Here is an 18,943-nt window from a genome sequence, read left to right on the forward strand (position 1 = left end):
CGCAGCACGGTGGCCCGGCCGGCGGGGCCGGCCGCGCCCGCCACGGCGATGACCGCGCCGTCCAGCGGTCCGCCCGCCTTGTCGTTCCCGTTCATGCTCGCCGCCTTCTGCTCGGAAGAGTTCACGCGGCCACCCGCCCGGTGCCCGTACCGGAAGGGGTGGCGGTGGCGGTGATGCCCTTGGTGGAGGCGATCACGTTCTTCAGCTTCTTGGAGAGTGCCTCGTAGAACATGCTGAGCGGAAACTCGTCAGCGAGCACGTCGTCGACGAGCTTGCGCGGCGGCAGCGAGAGGTCCAGGGCGTCGGGGCCCTTGGCCCAGCGCGATCCCGGGTGCGGGGCGAGGTAGGACGAGACCAGGTCGTACGCGGCCAGCCAGTGGACCAGCTTCGGCCGGTCGATCCCGGCCCGGTAGAGGTCCTCGATCTCGCCGCAGAGCTGGTTGGTCACCTCGGGAGCCCGCTCCCAGTCGATGGTCAGGGTGCTGTCCCGCCAGCGCAGCACGTCGTGCTTGTGGAGGTAGGCGAAGAGCAGTTGGCCGCCGAGCCCGTCGTAGTTGCGCTCGCGCGCGCCGGTGACGGGGAAGCGGAACAGCCGGTCGAAGAGGATCGCGTACTGGACGTCGTGGCCCTGCGGGACACCGTCCGCCTCCAGCTTCACGGCCTCCCTGAACGCGGTCAGGTCGCAGCGCAGCTCCTCCAGGCCGTACATCCAGAACGGCTGCCGCTGCTTGATCATGAACGGGTCGAAGGGCAGGTCGCCATGGCTGTGGGTGCGGTCGTGGATCATGTCCCAGAGCACGAAGGCCTGGAGGCAGCGGTCCTGGTCGGCGACCATCTCGTGCGCGTCGTCGGGCAGTGACACCTTGAGGAGGTCCACGGCGGCCTCGGTGACCCGGCGGAAGCGGGCCGCCTCGCGGTCGCAGAAGATCCCGCCCCAACTGAACCGCTCGGGTGCCTCGCGTACCGCGATCGTCTCGGGGAAGAACACCGCCGAGTTGGTGTCGTAGCCGGAGGTGAAGTCCTCGAAGGTGATGCCGCAGAAGAGCGGGTTGTCGTAGCGGGTGCGTTCCAGCTCGGCGAGCCACTCGGGCCACACCATCCGGAGCACGACGGCTTCGAGGTTGCGGTCCGGGTTGCCGTTCTGGGTGTACATGGCGAAAACGGCCAGGTGCTGGAGGCCGTCGGCCCGCTGTGCGGCCGGCTGGAAGGCGAGCAGCGAGTCCAGGAAGTCGGGTACGCCGAAGCCGTCGTCACCCCATCGGCGGAGGTCGGTGACGAGCGCCTCGTGGTAGGCGGCGTCGTGCGGCAGGAGCGGGGAGAGCCGCTCCACTCCCGTCACGACCCGGGTCAGCGCCTCGTCGGCGGCGGCGCGTGAGGGCGCGTCCTCGGCGGCGAAGTCGATCGAGCCGTCCTTGGACTGCCAGGGCCTGATCGCCTCGACGGCATTCTTGAGCTCCGGCCAGGCCGGGTGATCCACCACCTTCTGGGCAGCAGATGTAGCGGCCATACCGTTGTCCTGCGCAAGAATTTCCGTCATGTCACTTCCTCCACGAGAGAAGAGCGTGTCGATCTGTTAAATAAGCGTATAGGCGCCTCGTCCTTCTGTACAAGCTGGGCAGGGGAAATTATCCTGCTACCTTCCATGATCACCGCAATTTTTACTGTCGTGCGCGCCCCTGTGCGTGGGGGCTTCCCAGGACGGGAGCGGCCATTAGGCTGCGCCCTGCCGCGTGGCTGAGGCATCACGCGCGAGCCGCCGTCGACGGAAGCGAGATGATCTTGACTTTCCTCACCATTGGTCACCGTGGAGTCATGGGTGTCGAACCCGAGAACACCCTCCGGTCCTTCCTGCGCGCCGAGCACGACGGCATGGACGCCATCGAGCTCGATCTGCATCTGAGCAAGGACGGCGCCCTCGTCGTGATGCACGACCTCGAAGTGGACCGCACGACCGACGGCACGGGCGCGATCGCCGATCTGAACCTCGCCGAGCTGCGCGAACTCGACGCGGGCCTGGGTGAGCGGATCCCGGTCTTCGAGGAGGTCCTCGACGCGGTGGGCTCGCCGATCCAGGCGGAGATCAAGGATGTGGCCGCGGCGCGCGCGCTGGCCGAGGTGATGCACGAGCGCGGGCTCGTCGGACGCGTCGAGGTGTCGTCGTTCCACGACGAGGCGGTCGCCGAGATCGCCCGGCTGGTGCCGGGCGTACGTACGGTCCTCATCGCCAGCCGCTGGGGCGGCGACATCGTGCAGCGCGCGAAGGCGGTGGGCGCGCACCGGCTGGCGCTGAGCATCCGCAGGCTGAGCCTGGAGGTCGTCGAGCAGGCGCGCAAGGAGGGGATCGGGATCAACGGCTGGGTGGTGAACACCCAGGAGCAGCTCCGGCTGGCGCGCGCGTTCGAGCTGGAGGCCGTGACCACCGACCTGCCGGAGATCCGGCGGATCGGGCGGTTCACGGCCTGACGTCCCCGGCCGGTTCAGCTCAGGGGCTTGACCAGCAGTTCGAACTCCAGGTCGGCGCGCCGGGGCAGGCCGAAGCGCTCGTCGCCGTACGGGAAGGGGTGCAGCTCTCCCGTACGGCGGTAGCCGCGCCGCTCGTACCAGGCGATCAGTTCCTCGCGTGCGGTGAGGACGGTCATCTGCATCTCGCGTACGCCCCAGGTCGCGCGGGCGAGGCGCTCGGCCTCCTCGATGACCTGCCGGCCGAGACCGCCGCCCTGCATTCCCGGGCGCACGGCGAACATGCCGAAGTAGGCCGCTTCGCCGCGGTGTTCGATATGGCAGCAGGAGACGAGAACACCGTCGCGCTCGGCTGTCAGCAGCCGGCCCGCCGGCGACTCGATGACTTCGAGGACGCCCTCCGGGTCGGTCCGCTGCCCGTCCAGGATGTCCGCCTCCGTGGTCCATCCCGTGCGGCTGCTGTCACCGCGGTAGGCCGACTCGACGAGCGCGACGAGCGCCTCGACGTCGGCCGCCGTGGCGTCCCGGTAGACGAGTTCGCCGGGTATCCGTGGGGCCGTGTCCATGCGCGGGTCTCCTTGTTCCGGGTCCGTGGTGCCGCCCCCGAGCGTAACGCCGGAGGGCGGCACCACGGACGGGGGTGTCAGGCTCCGGAGAGCGGTGCGAAGTGGGCGCTCACCGCGAGGTCGGCGGTGACCGTCAGGGTCACCTCGGCCTCCCGGGAGACCTCCTCGCCGTTCACGGTCCAGTTCACGAAGCGCTTCCCGGGCGCCGGGTGTGCCGACGCCGTCACCTCGCTGCCCTTCTCGTAGCGGCCCGGCTCGGACTCGTTGCCGGTGAGGCGCACCGTGCCCGAGCCCGGGGGTTCGGCGGTCGTGGTCACCGTCTGCTGGAGCATGTTGATGGCCATGATGTTGTACAGCTTCGCCGGGCCGCTGCTGGTCGCGCCGTTGTAGCGCAGCACGTTCACGGCGGTGACGGAGGTGGCGGCAGCGGCGGTACTGGCGTCCGAGGCGTCCACCTTCACCGTGAAGCCTCCGGCGCCGAGATTGTCGGTGCCGATGTTGAAGGCCCGTACGTCACCGGAGGACACCACGAGGCCGTCGTGGAATCCGTAGGCGAACGCGTCGAACACGGTGAGCCGCTTCGCGCCGGCGACCGTCACGATCCGCGCCTGCTCGCGCATCGGGCTGTCGATGACCTGCGGGAAGATGTCGCTCTCCAGCGCCCAGTTCGGCAGCGCGTAGCCAACCCTGCCGACGGCGTTGCCGTTGTTCAGCACGCCCTCGATCCGGCCGCCGTCGCTCCTGCCCACGCTGATGGCCCGGTGGAAGACCGCGCCGGCGAGCTTGCGTACGGTGAAGCCGTCGTTGCGGTGGGCGGCCATGTCGATGCCGTTCCACGCGTTGGGCAGGGCGAGGTCGAGTGCGTACGTTCCCGTGCCGTTGCCGCGCACGGCGTACGGGTAGGGCACCGGGCTGTTGTCCGGGTCCGCTGCCGGGTTGTTCTCCGGGTGGAAGATCCGCAGTCCGCGCACGCCCGCGTGGGCGCCGTCCAGGGTGACGAGGGCGGTGGCCGTGTCGGGGTGCGGGGTGTTCCTGCCCTCGTACGCCATCAGGACCGTGCCGTTGCTGGCGCCGTTGAGGTCGCGGTTCGGTACGGCGGACGAGCCGCGCAGCTCGACCCCGGCCGGCACCCTGAGGTGGCTGCTCACGCGGTACCAGCCGGCGGGCAGGTACACCGTGCCGCCGCCGTCCCTGCCCGCCGTGTCCAGGGCCCGCTGGATGCGGGCCGTGGCGTCGCGTTCCGGCATCGTCCCGTGCCCGGCCGGTGCGGAATAGGGCGCCCTGGTCACGTCGTACAGCGCGGCGCGCGCGGGTTTCGGCAGCGCCGACTGCTGGTAGCGCGGCACCGCTCCGGCCATCCGGTGCACGATGCCGGAGACCGGTCCCGCGGTGGTGGTGTCGGTCAGCTTCACGTACGCCGTCGAGGTGTTGCGTACGGCGGCCTCGCTGCCCTCCAGGGTGGAGGCGGCGAAGGACAGCCCCCAGCGGGTGTCGAAGCTGGTCGCCTCGACCGCCACACCGGTACGGCGGATGTCCGCCTGGAGGAAGCTGCCGGTGAACGCGGCGCGCTGGCCCTGGGTGATGTGGATGCCGGTCCGGTAGTCGGCCGCCCTGATGTTGTAGAACTGGTCCCACTCCAGGTCACCGAGGACGAAGCCGGTGCCGTTCGCGCGGGTCCAGGCGTCGAGCGCCGCGCGCTTCGGCGGGTGGTAGGCGGCCGGGGCCTTCGCCCAGTAGCCGTTGTCGAGGGTGATGTTCTCCCAGGTGCCGACGTCGGCGCCGTTGTAGGCGCGGAAGCCTTCGGAGAGGACGGTGCCCTTGATGTCGCGCAGGGTCGTCGACTCGTGGACCTGGCCCGCGCTCGGGGCGAGTCCCTGGTCGTTGGGCATGGTCGAAACGCCCACGCCCCGGTAGGAGTTGAGCATCGTGACATCGGCGACGGTCGCCATCATGTAGTTCTCGTTGCCGGACCACGCGTCGCCCGGTACCTCGAACGTCGAGTTGTACGGCACGGGATCGCTCGCGCTCTGGCGCGGGTAGTACGTGGTGACGCCCATGACGCCGGCGCTTCCGCCGATCCTGAACAGAACGGGTCCCTCCGCGCCCGGCGGCAGGTCGGCGGAGACGACCGTGCCGTAACTTCCCTTGCCCCGGTCGGGATCGCGCCGGTCGCCGCGCAGTGTGCAGAAGGAGTGGACCTCCAGGGTGTCGGTGACCCGGTAGGTGCCCCTGGGCATCCAGACGGTGCCGCCGCCCGCGTCGTAACAGTCGTACAGGGCTTGCTGGATGGCCTTGGTGGAGTCCTTGACGCCGGTCGGGTCGGCGCCGTGCTCGGTCACGTCGAAGTCGGCGACGACCGGTGACTCCACCGGGTGGACGGTCTTCACCAGGCGCGGCTCGGGCCGTACGACACGCTGGTCGCGGACCTCCAGCTCACCGACGGTGACGGTGTCGGCGCCCGCCGAATAACCGGTCGACGTGAGCCGGACGTAGCGCGCGTCCCGGCGGTCGAAGGGGGTGCGGACCGTCCGGTTGCCGGAGCCGCCGTTGTGGCCGACGGTGGTGAAGTGGGTTCCGTCGAGGGAGACTTGAACGGTGTAGTCGCGTGAGGCGGCCGAACCCCAGGCCACTTGGACCTCGTTGACCGCGAGGGCCTTGCCGAGGTCGGCGATGAGCCACTCCCCCGCGCCGCCGTCGCCGCTCGTCCAGCCGGATCCCGCGTCGCCGTCGGTGGCCCTGCCCGGCGATCCGCCGGGCGCCGTGCTGCTCGCCGTGACCTTCGCGCCGCGCGCGAGGTTGGTGTCGACGGCCCGGGAGCGGAACGAATTCAGGGCCTGGTCAAGGGTGTTCAGCGCCGCCTTGAGCTGCGCCTCGGTGGTGCCTTCGGTGTCCGCGGTGCGCCGCGCGGCGGCTATGGCCGAGGCAAGTGTGTCCTTCGCGCCGGGCGGGTACTGGCCGTCCCTTGCGCCCTCGCGCGCGGCGGTGTGGACCCGTGAGGCGTCGGCGATGAGCCTCTCCAGGCCCTCGGTGGGCTTGAGTTCGGCGGGGACGACGGTGATCCGTACGGCGGCGACCTTCAGCTCGACGGCCGAATCGGCGGTGTGGATACGGAAGTCGGCGCCGTTGGAACGGTTGGTCATCAGCGCGTCGTCGAGCGCGAAGGTGTGGGTCCGCCAGGTCCTGGTGTCGCCGTAGGTGAACACGTCCGACGGTTTGAACATGTCGCTGATCTGATCGCCCGGCGAGTCGTAGTGCAGACCGAAGCTGCCGCCGCCCTCGTCGAAGTAGTCGACACTGACGAGCACGGTGTCGGTGGTGTTGTAGAGGAACGTGTCGGCGACGTTCATGTAGAGGAAGCCGATACCGGGGGCGGGCGCCGTACGGTCGGTGCCCCAGTAGCCGCGCCCGGCGGCCTCACCGGTGACGAGCCCGGTCGAACCGTCGCCCGCCCGGGGGGTGATGCCGTCGGGGCTCGGTGTCGCGCCGAGTGTGACGGAGGCGCCGGGGGTGCCGACGCGTACCGCCGTCACGGTGATGTCCCTGGCGTCGGCGCCGTCCACGCCGTCGAGCCGCAGCGGCCCGGCGCCGGCGGCCGCGGTGCTGAGGTCGAAGGTGCTGGTCCGCCAGGTCCCGGTGCCGGTGAAGCCGGCCTGGAGGGGCGGCGCCCCGCCGGCCGGGCGGAGGGTCAGGAAGCCGGTGCCGGTGTCGCGGTAGGTGACGCTGAACGTCGCGGTGGCCGAGGTCAGCCGGGCGAGGTAGTCGGGGTCGAGCGTGAAGTCGAGGTGTCCCGTACCGGCGGCGGTGTCGGTCGCCCAGTACGTACGGCCGTCGAGTTCACCGGTGACCAGGCCCGCCGGGTCGTCGCCCGCGGTCGGGGTGACACCGAGGGTCCTGGGCGTGGGGCCGAGGTCGGCGCCGATGCCGTGCGGGTACATGTCGGGTCCGGCGGCGCGGGGCGCGGCCGTGGCCACGCCCGGCGCGAGGAGCGCCATGGTGAGCAGGGCGAGGAGCAGCAGCCGTAATCTCTCGGCGACAGATCTCTGGCGGGGCAGGGGCATGACGACCTCCGGGATCAGTGGCGTGCGCGAATCATGGGCGTGCAGGCTCGGTGAACCGTTGTGCGTCGTACAGCCGCGACGGCCGCTCCCCGTCCGGGCGTTGCCGGCCCGGACGGAGAACGGCCGTCGTTCAGTGCGGTGTTGTTCAGGTGGTGTCGCTCGAAGCGGTGTCGCGCAGGCTCAGCGGGGCGCGGCCACGTACTTCTGCACCCAGGACTGCGTGCTGTCCAGGTACGCGTTCTCGGCCGCCCCGCCGGTCTTGCCGTACGCCCCGTTGTACGTCTGGTACGGGAGGGTGGTGGGCGGGGTCGCGGTCGCGGGCTCGATCTGGCTGCCCTCGTGCCACTCGTTGAACGAGGTGATGCTCACCCAGGTGGGCGCCTTGCCGGCGTCACCGCTGGTGATGGTGTGCTGCCACACCTTGTCGTAGGTCGAGCCGTTGGCGCGGTCGACGGTGGGCGTGGTGTTGCCCGGTACAGCGCGGTCGTCGATGTAGCCGGGGCCGATCGACGGCGACCACACCAGGTTGTTCGCCCGGCAGAAGCGGTCGATGCCGCTCCAGTCGGGCAGCGAGGCCGCCGCGATGCCGTCGTAGGTGTACATGCCGCTGAAGTGGGCGGTCTTGGAGGTGTCGCCGGTCTGGGTGAGCACGATGCCGAGGCTCTTGACCGACTCGATCGCCGACCAGTCGGCGATCCGCAGACTCTCGAAGATGTAGAAGGCGTTGCGGTTGCCGTGGGCGGCGTCCCGGTAGTACGCCGGGTGGCTGCCGTACGTGGTGTTGATGTAGCGCACGTCGTCGGCGACCGAGGCCGCCGTGCGGTTGCTGTACGGCTCGATGTGGAAGGCGACCTTGATACCGGCGGCGTTCGCCGCGTCCATCACGGTCCGGACGAGCTTGTCCTCGTAACTGCCGCGCCCCCACCAGCTCGTGACGAGCACACCGGTGCCGGCCTGCCGCAGCCACGTCATGTGCTGGTTGACGGCGGTCTTGTCGCCGGAGTCGTACGCGCCGAGCTTCGGGTAGAAGTTGGACGATATGCCGTTCGGCGGGACGAGGTTGCCCTGGGGCCAGTGGCGGTAGGAGCCGTTGACCTTCGGCGAGCCGTACCACGGGTAGTAGAAGATGTGGACGTTCGTCGTCAGCGCTGCGGCGGCCGCGGCGGGCTGCGGCGCGGCCGAAGTCCCGGACGACGCCCAGGCGTTCGCGCCGAAAGCGGCGGCGGCGCCCGCCGCCGCCGTGCCGGCCAGGAAGGTTCTGCGGGTGGTGCTGCTTCTGCGGTGGGGGGTTGGCATCAGCTATCTCCTTGGGATCTCTTCATCGAGGGCAGGAGGGCCGGGGCGCCAGGTGTGCTTCGGTACGAAACCCAGCAGCCTGGCACACGCGCTGGAGTCGAACAGCGCGGTGTGGCCGGGGAGTTCCGCGAAAGCGGGCACGCCCGGATGGTGCTCTTCCAGCAGCGCCGCGGTGGACAGCGGGGACGAGGTGTCCCGTGCGGCGACGTTGAGGATATGGCATCCGCTCAGCTCGGTCTCCAGGGCCAGGCGTACGGCTTCGGCCGCGTCCCTGGTGTCCAGCCAGCCCCACAGGTCCATCCGGCCCGAGGCCGGATCCTTGCGTACCTGGTCGAGCTGGAGGGCGAGACGGTCGTCGGTGCCGGTGAAGGGGAAGCGCATGCAGACGAAGTCGGTGCCGTAGCGCCGGTGCGCCGAGCGGGCGGCCTCCTCCAGGACGACCTTCGAGAGGCCGTAGGGGTCCTGGACGAGCAGGGGGTGTTCCTCGTCCACCGGTACGTAGCGCGGTGACTGCGGCACCGGGGACCAGGCGAGCCCAAGGGCCGAGAGGCTGGACGCGGCCACCACGCGCCCTACGCCGGCCCGGCCCGCCTCGTCGAACACCCGGTGAGCGGTCAGGCAGTTGGTGGCGAACAGCGCGCTGTCGTCGTCGGAGTTGGGGTGCGGGATCGCGCCCAGATGGACGACGGCCTCGGCGCCTTCCATGGCGGCGCGCACCAGCTCGCGGTCCTGGAGATCGCCGGTGTGGACCCGCTCGAAGCGAGGGTCGTCGACGGGGACGAGGTCGGTGGCGACGACCTGGTGCCCGCCCGCGAACAGTTCGTCCGTGACATGGCGCCCGATATGGCCTGCGGCGCCGGTGACGAGGACCCGCATCAGCCCTTCACCGCCCCGACCAGGCCGTTGACGAAGTACCGCTGGAGACTGAGGAAAAGGATGATCACCGGGATGACCACGATCAGTGCGCCTGCCATCAGATTGTTGTAGTGGGGAACGTTCTCCGAGGAGAGGGTCTGGAGACCCAGCGGAAGGGTGAACGTGGACTGGTCGTTGAGCGAGACCCTGGTGAGCAGGAACTCGTTCCAGGTCGGTATCGCCGTCAGCAGCGCCACCGTGATCAACGCCGGTCTGGCCAGGGGCAGATACACCCCGGCGAAGATGCGCAGCTCGCTCGCCCCGTCGACCCGGGCGGAGTCGCGCAGCTCGGTGGGGACGGCCAGGAAGGCGCCGGTCATCAGCAGGATCGACAGGGGTGCGCCGCCGTTGACGAAGGGCAGCACCAGGCCGAAGTGGGTGCCGAGAATGCCCATCTTGTTCTCGAGGAGCACGATCGGCAGCATCACCGTGATGCCGGGGACGAACAGCAGCGAGACGAACAGCTTCTGGAGGAAGCCCCGGCCGGGGAAGCGCAGGACGGCGAAGGCGTAGCCGGCCGCCGCGTAGATCACCAGCGTCAGCACCACGGTGTAGAGCGTGACCAGCAGGCTGTTCAGGAAGAAGTCGAAGAAGTGCAGCTTGTTCCAGGTGTCGATGAACGTGTCGAGCGTCGGGTGCTGCGGGATCAGGTGTCCGCCGCGTACGACTTCGACCTGGTCCTTGAAGGCCGCCGAGATCATCCACAGGAACGGGTAGACGCTCACGAGGCCGTAGAGGGCGAGCAGCACACCGACGACGGTACGTGCGACGAGGCGCGCGGTGCGGATCCTGCCCGCGCCCGGCGCGCCGCCGTCCGGGGCCCCGGTCTTCGGTGTGCCGGGGACCGCTTTGAGGGAAATCGATGTCATGTCTTGCTCCGCAGCGCTCGCAGATTGACCAGGGCGAGGATGACGGCGACGGCGAAGAGAAGCCAGCCGAGCGCACTCGAGAGCCCCAGGGTGGGCGCGAGGTTCTTGAGGAACGCGAGACGGTACGCCTCCAGGCCCAGGACGTTGGTGTGGTCGCCGGGCCCTCCGTTCGTCATCACCAGGAAGGTCTGGAAGCCCTGGAGCGCCTCGCGCAGGTTGAGCAGCACGACGATGGCCGTGATCGGCCGCAGCAGCGGCCACACCACGGAGCCGTTGGTGCGCCACCATCCGGCCCCGTCCAGCTTGGCGGCCTCCAGGACGCTGCTGTCGATGCCTTGCAGTCCCGTCAGGTAGAGCAGCATGGAGACGGGTACGGAGCTCCACACCGTGACGACGATCAGGGTGGGCAGGGCGGTGTGCGGGTTGCCGAGCCAGCCCTGCGGCTGCGCGAGGGAGCCGAGCCCGAGGCCGTCGAGCAGGAAGTTGATCGCGCCGTCCGGCTGGAGGATGTACTGCCAGGCGAAGAAGACGGCGACGCCGCTCGTCACGTACGGCAGGAAGTAGACGGAGCGCAGCACCGACTGGAACCGCTTGACCTGGTTGAGCAGGATGGCGAGCGGGAAGGCGGCGGCGACCGTCAGGGCGGGTACGGCGATCATGACCCAGAGGGTGTTGAGCGCCGCGTGCCGTACGCGCGGGGCGTAGATCGGGTCGCTCCACAGCAGTGCCTCGTAGTTGTGGAGGCCGACCCAGGTCCAGTTGGGGGTGAAGCCGTTCCAGGTCGCGAAGCTGAGGGCGAAGCCGTATCCGACGGTGTACAGGCCCATGACGCAGAACAGGACCACGGCCGGGCCGACGAACATGTATCCGGTGAGAACTTCGTACACGCGCGCCCGCTTGCGCGGGGAGATGCGGGACTTGCCGGGGCTCCCGCCGGGGAGCGGGGCGTCCGCGCCACCGCTCCCCGCCGGACCCGGCACGGCCGCCTGTCGGGGGGCGGTGGTCACTGCTTCGCCGCCGCCCAGTAGGAGAGGCTGAGCTTACGGAGCTTGTCCGCGGTCGACTGGACCGACTGCTGCTTCAGCGGGGTGAGGTCGGCGAGGATGGCGCCGGCGTCGTCCTGCTCGTAGCCCGGCGGGCGGAACTCGATCTTCGGGCTGGGCTCGTACGTGTTCTCGGGGGTTCCCTTGAAGCTCTGGACGAGCGCGTTCAGTGTCGGGCCGAGCACCGTCGCCGATTCGGCGCCGAGTTCGGTCGCCGGCACGTCCGAGGAGTCCTTCGCGAACTGCGCGGCGATCTTCGGGTCGGACAGGAACTCCATCCACTTCTTCGCGTTCTCCGGCTGCTTGCTGGTCGCCGCGACGCTGACGCTGGTCAGGGCGAGCGGACCGAGCGCGCGCTTCGGGATGGCGCCGTCCTTCGGCGAGGGCAGTCCGAAGGCGAGGACGTCGTCGGGGTTCATCCCGTTCTGCTTCAGGAACGCGAGGGTGAAGGTGCCGCCGATGTCGAACGCCGACTTGCCCTGGGCGAAGGCCTGGTCCCCCTCGTCGATGGTGAGGGACTGGGTGCCCGGCATCCAGTACGGCGTGAGCTGGTTGTACTGGGTGAGGACCTTGATCCCGGCGGGTGAGCCGAAGTCGGCTGCCGGGTCCTTCTTGAACAGCGACTCGTAGCCCTGCTTGCCGAGCTGGCTGAACGCGAGCGGCTGGAGGACCCAGGTGAGGCCGGTGGCCTGGACCTTGAGGCCGAGGGAGAGCCCGCCGGTCTTCGGGTTCTTGCCGGTGGTCTTCTTCAGGTCGGCGAGGAACTCCTCCCAGTTGGCGGGAGTCTTGTTGATACCCGCGTCGGCCAGCATCTTCTTGTTGGCGAAGACGATGCCGAAGGTACCGACGGTCAGGGGCACGCTGTAGCGGGCGCCCTGCTTGATGCCGTGGTCCTTGGCGACCTGCGGGATCGAGTTCTTGTACCGCTCGGCGGTGACCAGGCCCGAGTCCTGTACGGGCTGCTGGATACGGCCCGCCCAGTCGCCCTTGAAGTCGGCGCTGATGTCGGACACGATCCCGGCGGCCCCGAAGACCCGGTCCTCGCCGTCGGAGTGCACTTCGAGCACATCAGGCAGGTCGCCGGTCTTCGCCGCGCTCTGCACCTTGGTGGTGTACGCGTCGTCCGGCGTGTACGTGTCGATCTTGACCGTGATGCCCGTCTGCTTCTTGAAGGCGGCAGCCGCGGTCCGCAGAGCGGCCGCATGGGACTGCTTGAAGGTCCACATCTCCAGCGACTTGGAGTCGCTGCCCGATGTGGACGATCCCCCGCAGGCGGACAGGGTGGTGAGAGAAAGCGCGGTGGCCCCCGCAACCACCGCGAGCCGGACATTCCGCGAGAAAGCTATACGCATGGCCCCTACCTAAGGCTCAACCGTTCAGATGACCGAATGGCGTTGGAGTGACTGAACTTATGGTCGTGGTGATATAGCGTCAAGACGCACGGCCAGAATCGTGCTGACCGGCTTGCCGAGGGGCGCCGGTGCGGGAAGCGGAGGTTCCGTGGAATCGGTGACAGCAACACCACGCGGGCGCAAGCCCGAAGAGGTCAAGTCCGCCGCCCGGGCGCTGGAGGTGCTCGAACTGCTCGGCGCCGAGGGCGCGAGGCTCTCGCTCGCCGAGATGGCCGCCGCGATGTCCGTGCCCAAGAGCAGCCTGCACGCGATCCTGCGCACCATGGAGGCCAGGCACTGGGTCGACCTCGACCCGGCGGGCGCCCGTTACAGCCTCGGCCTCAAGGCCCTGCTGACGGGCACCGCCTACCTGGAGGGCGACGATGTCGTGAGCCTCGCCGGGCCGGTGCTCGACGCGCTCGCCGAAGAGACCGGCGAGTCGGTCCACCTGGGCAGGCTCGACGGTACGGACGTCGTCTACCTGGCCAAACGCGAGTCCCGGCACGCATTGCGGATGTACTCGGCGGTGGGCCGCCGGCTGCCGGCGCACGCCACGGCGCTGGGCAAGGCGATGCTGTCCCAGTACGACGCGGCCGAGGTCCGGATGCGGCTCAACTGGCCGCTGGAGCGGCTGACCCCGGACACCGTCACCGAGCCGGACGAACTGCTGGAGCAGCTCGCCGGCGCCAGGCTGCGCGGGTGGGCGTGCGACGACGGGGAGAACTCCGTGGACATCAAGTGTGTGGCCGTGGCGCTCGGTACGGGACAGGGCGGCGGCGACGCGATCAGTTGCTCGGCCCCCAAGTCCCGGATGGACGACGCCCGTACGGAGGAGGTGGCCGGCGCCGTCACCGAGGCGGCGCACTCGTTGCGTACGCTCCTGAAACGTCTCGGCCAGCACTGATGCCGTTGTACCGCCATTTGGTAAAGTCATTGACAAATTGAAGGCCCGCTCCCTACGTTCGAGTAGCAGTACAACATTCTGCTATCTGTACGCTGGAGTTCGCATGGCTCAGCCTGATGCCCGCTCCGAGGTTCTCGCCCCAGCCCCCTGGGTCGAGGAGCGCGGCGCCAAGATCCGCATCACGGCCGTACGCACGTTCCTGACGGCCCCGCACGGCTGTCCTCATCTCGTGGTCCGCGTCGAGACCAACGAACCGGGACTGTACGGCCTCGGATGCGCGAGCGATCCGCAACGCACACTCGCGGTGCGTTCGGTCCTCGACGACTACCTGGCCCCGATGCTCGTCGGGCGCGATCCCGACGACATCGACGACATCCACCGTCTGATGCTCAACAGCGCCTACTGGCGCGGAGGTTCCCTCACCGGCAACGCCCTCGGCGGGGTCGACGTGGCGCTCTGGGACCTCAAGGCCAAACGCCTCGGCGCCCCGCTGTACTCGCTCTTCGGCGGCCGGGTACGTACCCGCGCCGACGCCTACACCCATGTCGACGGCGCCGACGCCGCCGAGATCGCCGACAAGGTGGTGGCCGCCACCGAGCGCGGCTACCGGCATGTGCGTATCCAGGCCGCCGTCCCCGGCTCGGACACCTACGGGACCCGGGCCGTGGACCCCGCGGGCGCCCGCGCGCTGCGGGCCCGCTCCGTACCGTGGGACTCGGCCGCCTACCTCAAGACCGTGCCCGGCATCCTCACCGAGGTGCGGGAGCGCGTCGGTGACGAGGTGGAACTGCTCCACGACGTCCACGAGCGGCTCGATCCGCGCCAGGCACGGGACTTCCTGCGCAGGATCGAGGGCGCGGGCCTCTACTTCGTCGAGGACCTGCTCGCTCCCGAGGACGCCTCGCACTTCGCCGGGCTGCGGGCGAACTCGTCCGTACCGCTCGCCGTCGGCGAACTCTTCAGCGACATCGGCCAGTTCCTGCCGCTGCTCGAAGGCCCCTCGATCGACTTCGCCCGGATCCGCGTCCCCACCCTGGGCGGCCTCACACCGGCCAGGAAGCTGGCCGCCTACTGCGAGCTGCGCGGCGTACGGCTCGCACCGCACGGCCCGGCCGACGTCAGCCCGGTCGCCCAGGCGGCCACCCTCGCCATGGACATCAGCAGCCACGCCTTCGGTGTCCAGGAGGCGGCCGTCTTCAAGCCGCCCGTCCACGAGGTGTTCCCCGGCACGATCACCGCGACCGACGGCGGCCTCGCGCCGCATGAGACACCCGGGCTCGGCGTCGACTTCGACGAGGCCGCCGCCCGCCGTTACCCCGTGCCCGAGCCTCTGGAGCACGACCGCTGGGCCCTGCTGCGCAACACCGATGGGAGCGTGCAACGACCGTGACATCCGACAACCGACGGGCACTCGTCGTCCGTGGCGGCTGGGCGGGGCACGAGCCCGTGAAGATCACGGACCTCTTCCTGCCCTTCCTGCGCGAACACGGCTTCGACGTCCAGACCTCCGACACCCTCGACGTCTACACCGACGCGGCGCTGCTCGCCGCCACCGATCTGGTGGTGCAGTGCTGGACCATGGGCGAGATCACCAAGGAGCAGAGCGCCGGACTCTCCGCCGCCGTCCACGCCGGTACCGGCCTGGCCGGCTGGCACGGCGGGATCGTCGACTCCTTCCGGGGCGATGTGAACTACACCCTGCTCACCGGGGGCCAGTTCCTGATGCACCCGGACGGCTTCTCGGACCACACCGTCTCGGTCGTCGGGGAGCGCGCCGGGCACCCGGTGATCGCCGGACTCTCCGACTTCCAGGTCCACACCGAGAAGTACTGGATGGCGACCGACCCGTACATCGACACCCTGGCGACCGTCGAGTTCGAGCCGGACGAGGAGCGGCCGGTGCCGGTCACCGTCCCCGCCGTCTGGACCAGGAGCGTCGGTGCGGGACGGGTCTTCGTCTCCGCCATCGGCCACAAGCCGGACGACTTCGACGTGCCCGAGGTCCGGACGCTCACCGAGAGGGGGCTGCTGTGGGCGAGCCGCTGAGGATCGGCATGGTCGGCGCCGGCAAGATCAGCGGCGCCTACCTCAACACCTTCGAACGGCTGGAGAACGTACGGCTCACCGCCGTCACCGATCTCGACCCGAGCCGCGCCAAGGCCGCCGCCGACCGCGTTCCCGGTGCCCAGGTCGTGGGTTCGGTGGCCGACCTGGTCGTACGGTCCGACGTCGACGCCGTACTGAACCTGACCATCCCCGCGGTGCACGCCGAGGTGGCGCGGGTCGCCCTCGCCGTCGGCAAGCACGTGTACGGGGAGAAGCCGCTCACCGCCACCCGTGAGGACGCCGACCTGCTGCTCGCCGCCGCCGAGGCGGACGGGCTGCGGATCGGCTGCGCGCCGGACACCGTGCTGGGCACCGGCGTGCAGACCGCCCGCAAGGCCGTCGACGACGGGCTGATCGGCACCCCGGTCGCCGCGACGGCCTTCATGACCACGGCGGGACACGAACGCTGGCACCCGGATCCGGAGTTCTACTACCGGCCGGGCGGCGGACCGCTGCTCGACATGGGCCCGTACTACATCTCGGCGCTCATCCACCTGCTCGGTCCGGTCGTCAAGGTCACCGGCGCCTCGTCCCGGCCGCGCGCCGAGCGGGTGATCGGCAGCGGCCCCCGGGCAGGGCAGCGGTTCGACGTCGATGTCGAGACCCATGTCACCGGCGTCCTGCAACACGCCAGCGGCGCGCTCACCACACTGGTGATGAGCTTCGACATCCACGCGGCGCGGCTGCCGCGCATCGAGGTGCACGGCACCGAGGGATCCCTCTCCGTCCCCGACCCGAACAACTTCGACGGGGACGTCGAACTGCACCGGGCGGCCGGTGAGGGGTGGGAGACCCTGCCGGTGTCGGCCGGCTATGTCGGGGCGGGGCGCGGCACCGGCCTCTCCGACATGGCGGCCGCGATCGAGGAGGACCGCCCGCACCGGGCGTCGGCCGAGGTCGCCCGCCATGTGCTCGACACCATGCTGACCCTGCTCGACTCGGCGCAGGCGGGCAGGACGCTGTACCTCAACACGAGCTGCGCCAGGCCGGATCCGGTGACGCGCTAACCGTCGCACCGGCGCACGCGAATAAAGCGGATACGGGGACAGGCGGATACGGGGATACGGCGGGGAGGCCAGTGGCCTCCCCGCCGTTCTTTGTTTCCACTTTGTCAGGCAACTTCTTTTCCAACGACTTCACTCGTCGGACATTTATTTACCTGACAATTCACTGACCTGGCCCTTTCACCTGGAAGAAGAAGGGATCGGCACAGACGTTGACTTGATAACACTCTTGGTTTTACATGGCGGTTACCGCCTGGACAGGAAAGGGCCGCCCCATGCATGACCGCAGGAAGTCCTCAGAGGCGCGGATTGCCCATTTCCTCGCCGGCCGTCTGCGTCCCGCGCTGTACACGGCGCGGCTCCCCCTGGAGATCGGCGCCTGGCACCTCCCGGGCGAACCGGTCTCCGCCGGGGTGGCGCTGCGCGCGCCGTACACGCCCTTCGTGGTCGGGGACGCCTGGGGCGGCCCCTGGTCCACCACCTGGTTCCAGGTGCACGGCACCGTTCCTGAGCGCTGGGCGGGCAAGCGCGTCGAGGCGGTCTTCGACCTCGGCTTCGGGCCCGGTCCCGGCGGCGCCGAGGGACTCGTGCACGACCAGCACGGCACTCCCCTCCAGGGGCTGCACCGGGACAACAGGGCGGTGACGGTGGCGGCTTCGGCGAGCGGCGGCGAATCCGTCCGGCTGCTCGTCGAGGCGGCGGCGAACCCGCCCATCGACCCGGCCTCGGGTACGGGCAGTCACTACGGCGACCCGCTCACCGCGGGCGACGAGCCGCTCCACCGGCTGTCGCGCGCCGATCTCGCCGTACGCGACGAGAACATCTGGCAGTTGATCCACGACATCGACGTCCTCGACGGTCTGATGCGCGCCCTGCCGGACGAACTCCCCCGCAGGCACGAGATCTTGCGGGCCCTGGAGCGCGCGGTCGACGCCGTCGACCCACGTGACATCCCCGGAACGGCGGCGCTCGCCCGCGAGATCCTCGCCCCGGCCCTGGCCCGGCGTGCCCACGAGTCCGCGCACACCGTCGCCGCCGTCGGCCACGCCCCGGCCGGCTCGGCGTGGCTCGGGCCGGAGCGGGAGACCGTACGCAGGACGGCGCGCTCCTTCAGCAGCATGACCGCGCTCGCCGACGAGTATCCGGAGCTGGCCTTCGCCGCGTCCTGCGCGCAGCGGTACGCCTGGACGAAGGACCACCACCCGCATGTGTTCGAGCGGGTGCGCAAGGCGGTCGCAGACGGCAACTGGGCCCCGGTCGGCGGGATGTGGGTGGAGCCGGACGGCAACCTGTCCGGCGGGGAGGCGCTGGTGCGGCACTTCCTCTACGGCCGGCGCTTCTACCGCGAGGAGTTGGGGACCGACACCGACGGTGTGTGGCTGCCCGGTTCGGCGATGATGTCGGCGGCCTTCCCGCAGTTGGCCACGCTCGCGGGGGCCTGCTGGTTCCTCGGCCGTACCGCTCCGGCCGAGAGCGAAGCCCCGCCGCATCCCCATCACACCTTCTGGTGGGAGGGCCTCGACGGGACCCGGCTGTTCAGCCACTTCCCGCCCGCCTCCGAGCACGGTTCGGCGCTGACCGGGCCCGAACTGGGCGACGCCGTGGGCGCGTTCAGCGACAAGGGCGTCTCAACTCGTTCGCTGATGCCTTTCGGCCATGCCGACGGCGGCGGCCCCACCCGCGAGATGCTGGAGCGCGCCCGCCGCCTCGCCGATCTCGAAGGCTCGCCGAGGGTGGATGTCGGCCATCCGTCCCAGTTCTTCCGCGAAGCGGCCGAGGAGGCCGCCGAGGAGTGCGAAACGGGCGTGTGGCGAGGCGAGTTGTCCCCGATGGACCACCAGGGCACGTACACCGGCCAGGCCCGCACCAAGCGCGGCAACCGGCGCGGCGAATCACTGCTGCGCGAGGCGGAGCTGTGGTCGGCCACGGCCGCGGTGCGGGACGGCATCCCGTACCCGTACGAGGAGTTGGAGACGCTCTGGAAGAAGGTCCTGCTCCACCAGAGCCACGACATCCTCCCCGGCACCTCGATCGCCTGGGTCCACCAGGAGGCGGAGCAGACCTACCGGGAGGTCCACCGGCGGCTGGAGAATCTGGTCCGGCGCGCGGTCGGCTCGCCCGACACGGGCGCCGGCTCCGGTGTGTCGGTCTTCAACGCGGGGCCCCTGCCGCGCCTGGAAGTGATCGTCCTCGACGAGGGGCGCCCCGCCGTCGGCGGCCAGTCGCTGTCGGACGGCCGCGTGGCTGTCCTGGCCCAGGCGCCCGCGCTGGGAGCGGGCTCCGCGCCGCTGCCGCCCGGCTCCGCCGCGCCGGTGACCGTCGGCCCTGCGG

14 protein-coding genes are annotated in these 18,943 nt (G+C 70.1%); 6 read left to right on the forward strand and 8 right to left on the reverse strand.

Translation table 11 applies throughout. From position 1 onward, the window contains the following. Window positions 1-121: 121 nt before the first annotated feature. Entirely contained in the window at window positions 122-1,537 is a 1,416-nt protein-coding gene (locus QR77_RS02790) for a DUF6421 family protein (protein ID WP_040019495.1), read from the reverse strand. 242 nt (window positions 1,538-1,779) lie between these two features. On the opposite strand from QR77_RS02790, the gene QR77_RS02795 reads away from it, so the two are divergent. After that, complete coding sequence (locus tag QR77_RS02795) at window positions 1,780-2,463, forward strand: glycerophosphodiester phosphodiesterase family protein (RefSeq protein ID WP_078877738.1); 684 nt, start codon at window positions 1,780-1,782, stop codon at window positions 2,461-2,463. Between the two features lie 14 nt (window positions 2,464-2,477). Here QR77_RS02795 and QR77_RS02800 read toward each other — a convergent pair whose 3' ends face one another. From QR77_RS02800 to QR77_RS02830, 7 genes are all read right to left on the reverse strand, one after another. Continuing rightward, on the reverse strand, window positions 2,478-3,026 hold the full coding sequence (locus tag QR77_RS02800; protein WP_040019497.1) for a GNAT family N-acetyltransferase: 549 nt from the start codon (window positions 3,024-3,026) through the stop codon (window positions 2,478-2,480). Window positions 3,027-3,103: 77 nt separating this feature from the next. After that, window positions 3,104-7,084, reverse strand: a complete 3,981-nt coding sequence (locus QR77_RS02805; RefSeq protein WP_040019498.1) for a glycosyl hydrolase family 28-related protein — start codon at window positions 7,082-7,084, stop codon at window positions 3,104-3,106. A gap of 180 nt (window positions 7,085-7,264) precedes the next feature. Further along, a complete protein-coding gene (locus QR77_RS02810; protein WP_040019499.1) occupies window positions 7,265-8,380 on the reverse strand; it encodes a glycoside hydrolase family 99 protein in 1,116 nt (371 codons plus the stop codon). 3 nt (window positions 8,381-8,383) lie between these two features. After that, the gene (locus QR77_RS02815) at window positions 8,384-9,256 is read right to left on the reverse strand and encodes an NAD(P)-dependent oxidoreductase (protein WP_052488485.1); all 873 of its coding nucleotides are present in this window, start codon (window positions 9,254-9,256) and stop codon (window positions 8,384-8,386) included. Continuing rightward, window positions 9,256-10,164 carry a carbohydrate ABC transporter permease gene (locus QR77_RS02820; RefSeq protein ID WP_078876453.1) on the reverse strand — a complete coding sequence of 303 codons (909 nt, stop codon included), beginning with the start codon at window positions 10,162-10,164 and terminating at the stop codon, window positions 9,256-9,258. The genes QR77_RS02815 and QR77_RS02820 overlap by 1 nt, the downstream gene beginning before the upstream one ends. Next, window positions 10,161-11,171, reverse strand: a complete 1,011-nt coding sequence (locus QR77_RS02825) for a sugar ABC transporter permease (RefSeq protein ID WP_236710511.1) — start codon at window positions 11,169-11,171, stop codon at window positions 10,161-10,163. The genes QR77_RS02820 and QR77_RS02825 overlap by 4 nt, the downstream gene beginning before the upstream one ends. Then, window positions 11,168-12,559: an extracellular solute-binding protein gene (locus tag QR77_RS02830; RefSeq protein WP_078876454.1), complete on the reverse strand. Its 1,392-nt coding sequence runs from the start codon at window positions 12,557-12,559 to the stop codon at window positions 11,168-11,170. Before QR77_RS02830 ends, QR77_RS02825 begins: the two co-directional genes overlap by 4 nt. A gap of 157 nt (window positions 12,560-12,716) precedes the next feature. Here QR77_RS02830 and QR77_RS02835 point away from each other — a divergent pair, with 157 nt between their 5' ends. The 5 genes from QR77_RS02835 to QR77_RS02855 form a co-directional block, all read left to right on the forward strand. Continuing rightward, complete coding sequence (locus tag QR77_RS02835; RefSeq protein WP_040027181.1) at window positions 12,717-13,502, forward strand: IclR family transcriptional regulator; 786 nt, start codon at window positions 12,717-12,719, stop codon at window positions 13,500-13,502. Between the two features lie 103 nt (window positions 13,503-13,605). Then, complete coding sequence (locus tag QR77_RS02840; protein WP_040019500.1) at window positions 13,606-14,892, forward strand: enolase C-terminal domain-like protein; 1,287 nt, start codon at window positions 13,606-13,608, stop codon at window positions 14,890-14,892. Then, window positions 14,889-15,548 (forward strand): ThuA domain-containing protein, encoded by a 660-nt coding sequence (locus tag QR77_RS02845; RefSeq protein ID WP_040019501.1) that lies wholly within the window; start codon window positions 14,889-14,891, stop codon window positions 15,546-15,548. The genes QR77_RS02840 and QR77_RS02845 overlap by 4 nt, the downstream gene beginning before the upstream one ends. Further along, the gene (locus QR77_RS02850; protein WP_040019502.1) at window positions 15,533-16,615 is read left to right on the forward strand and encodes a Gfo/Idh/MocA family oxidoreductase; all 1,083 of its coding nucleotides are present in this window, start codon (window positions 15,533-15,535) and stop codon (window positions 16,613-16,615) included. Before QR77_RS02845 ends, QR77_RS02850 begins: the two co-directional genes overlap by 16 nt. 272 nt (window positions 16,616-16,887) lie before the next feature. Continuing rightward, window positions 16,888-18,943 (forward strand): alpha-mannosidase (locus tag QR77_RS02855; protein WP_052488487.1); only part of this gene is annotated, 2,056 nt, incomplete at its 3' end.

This window comes from Streptomyces sp. 150FB (genome assembly GCF_000818195.1).
Lineage (GTDB): Bacteria > Actinomycetota > Actinomycetes > Streptomycetales > Streptomycetaceae > Streptomyces.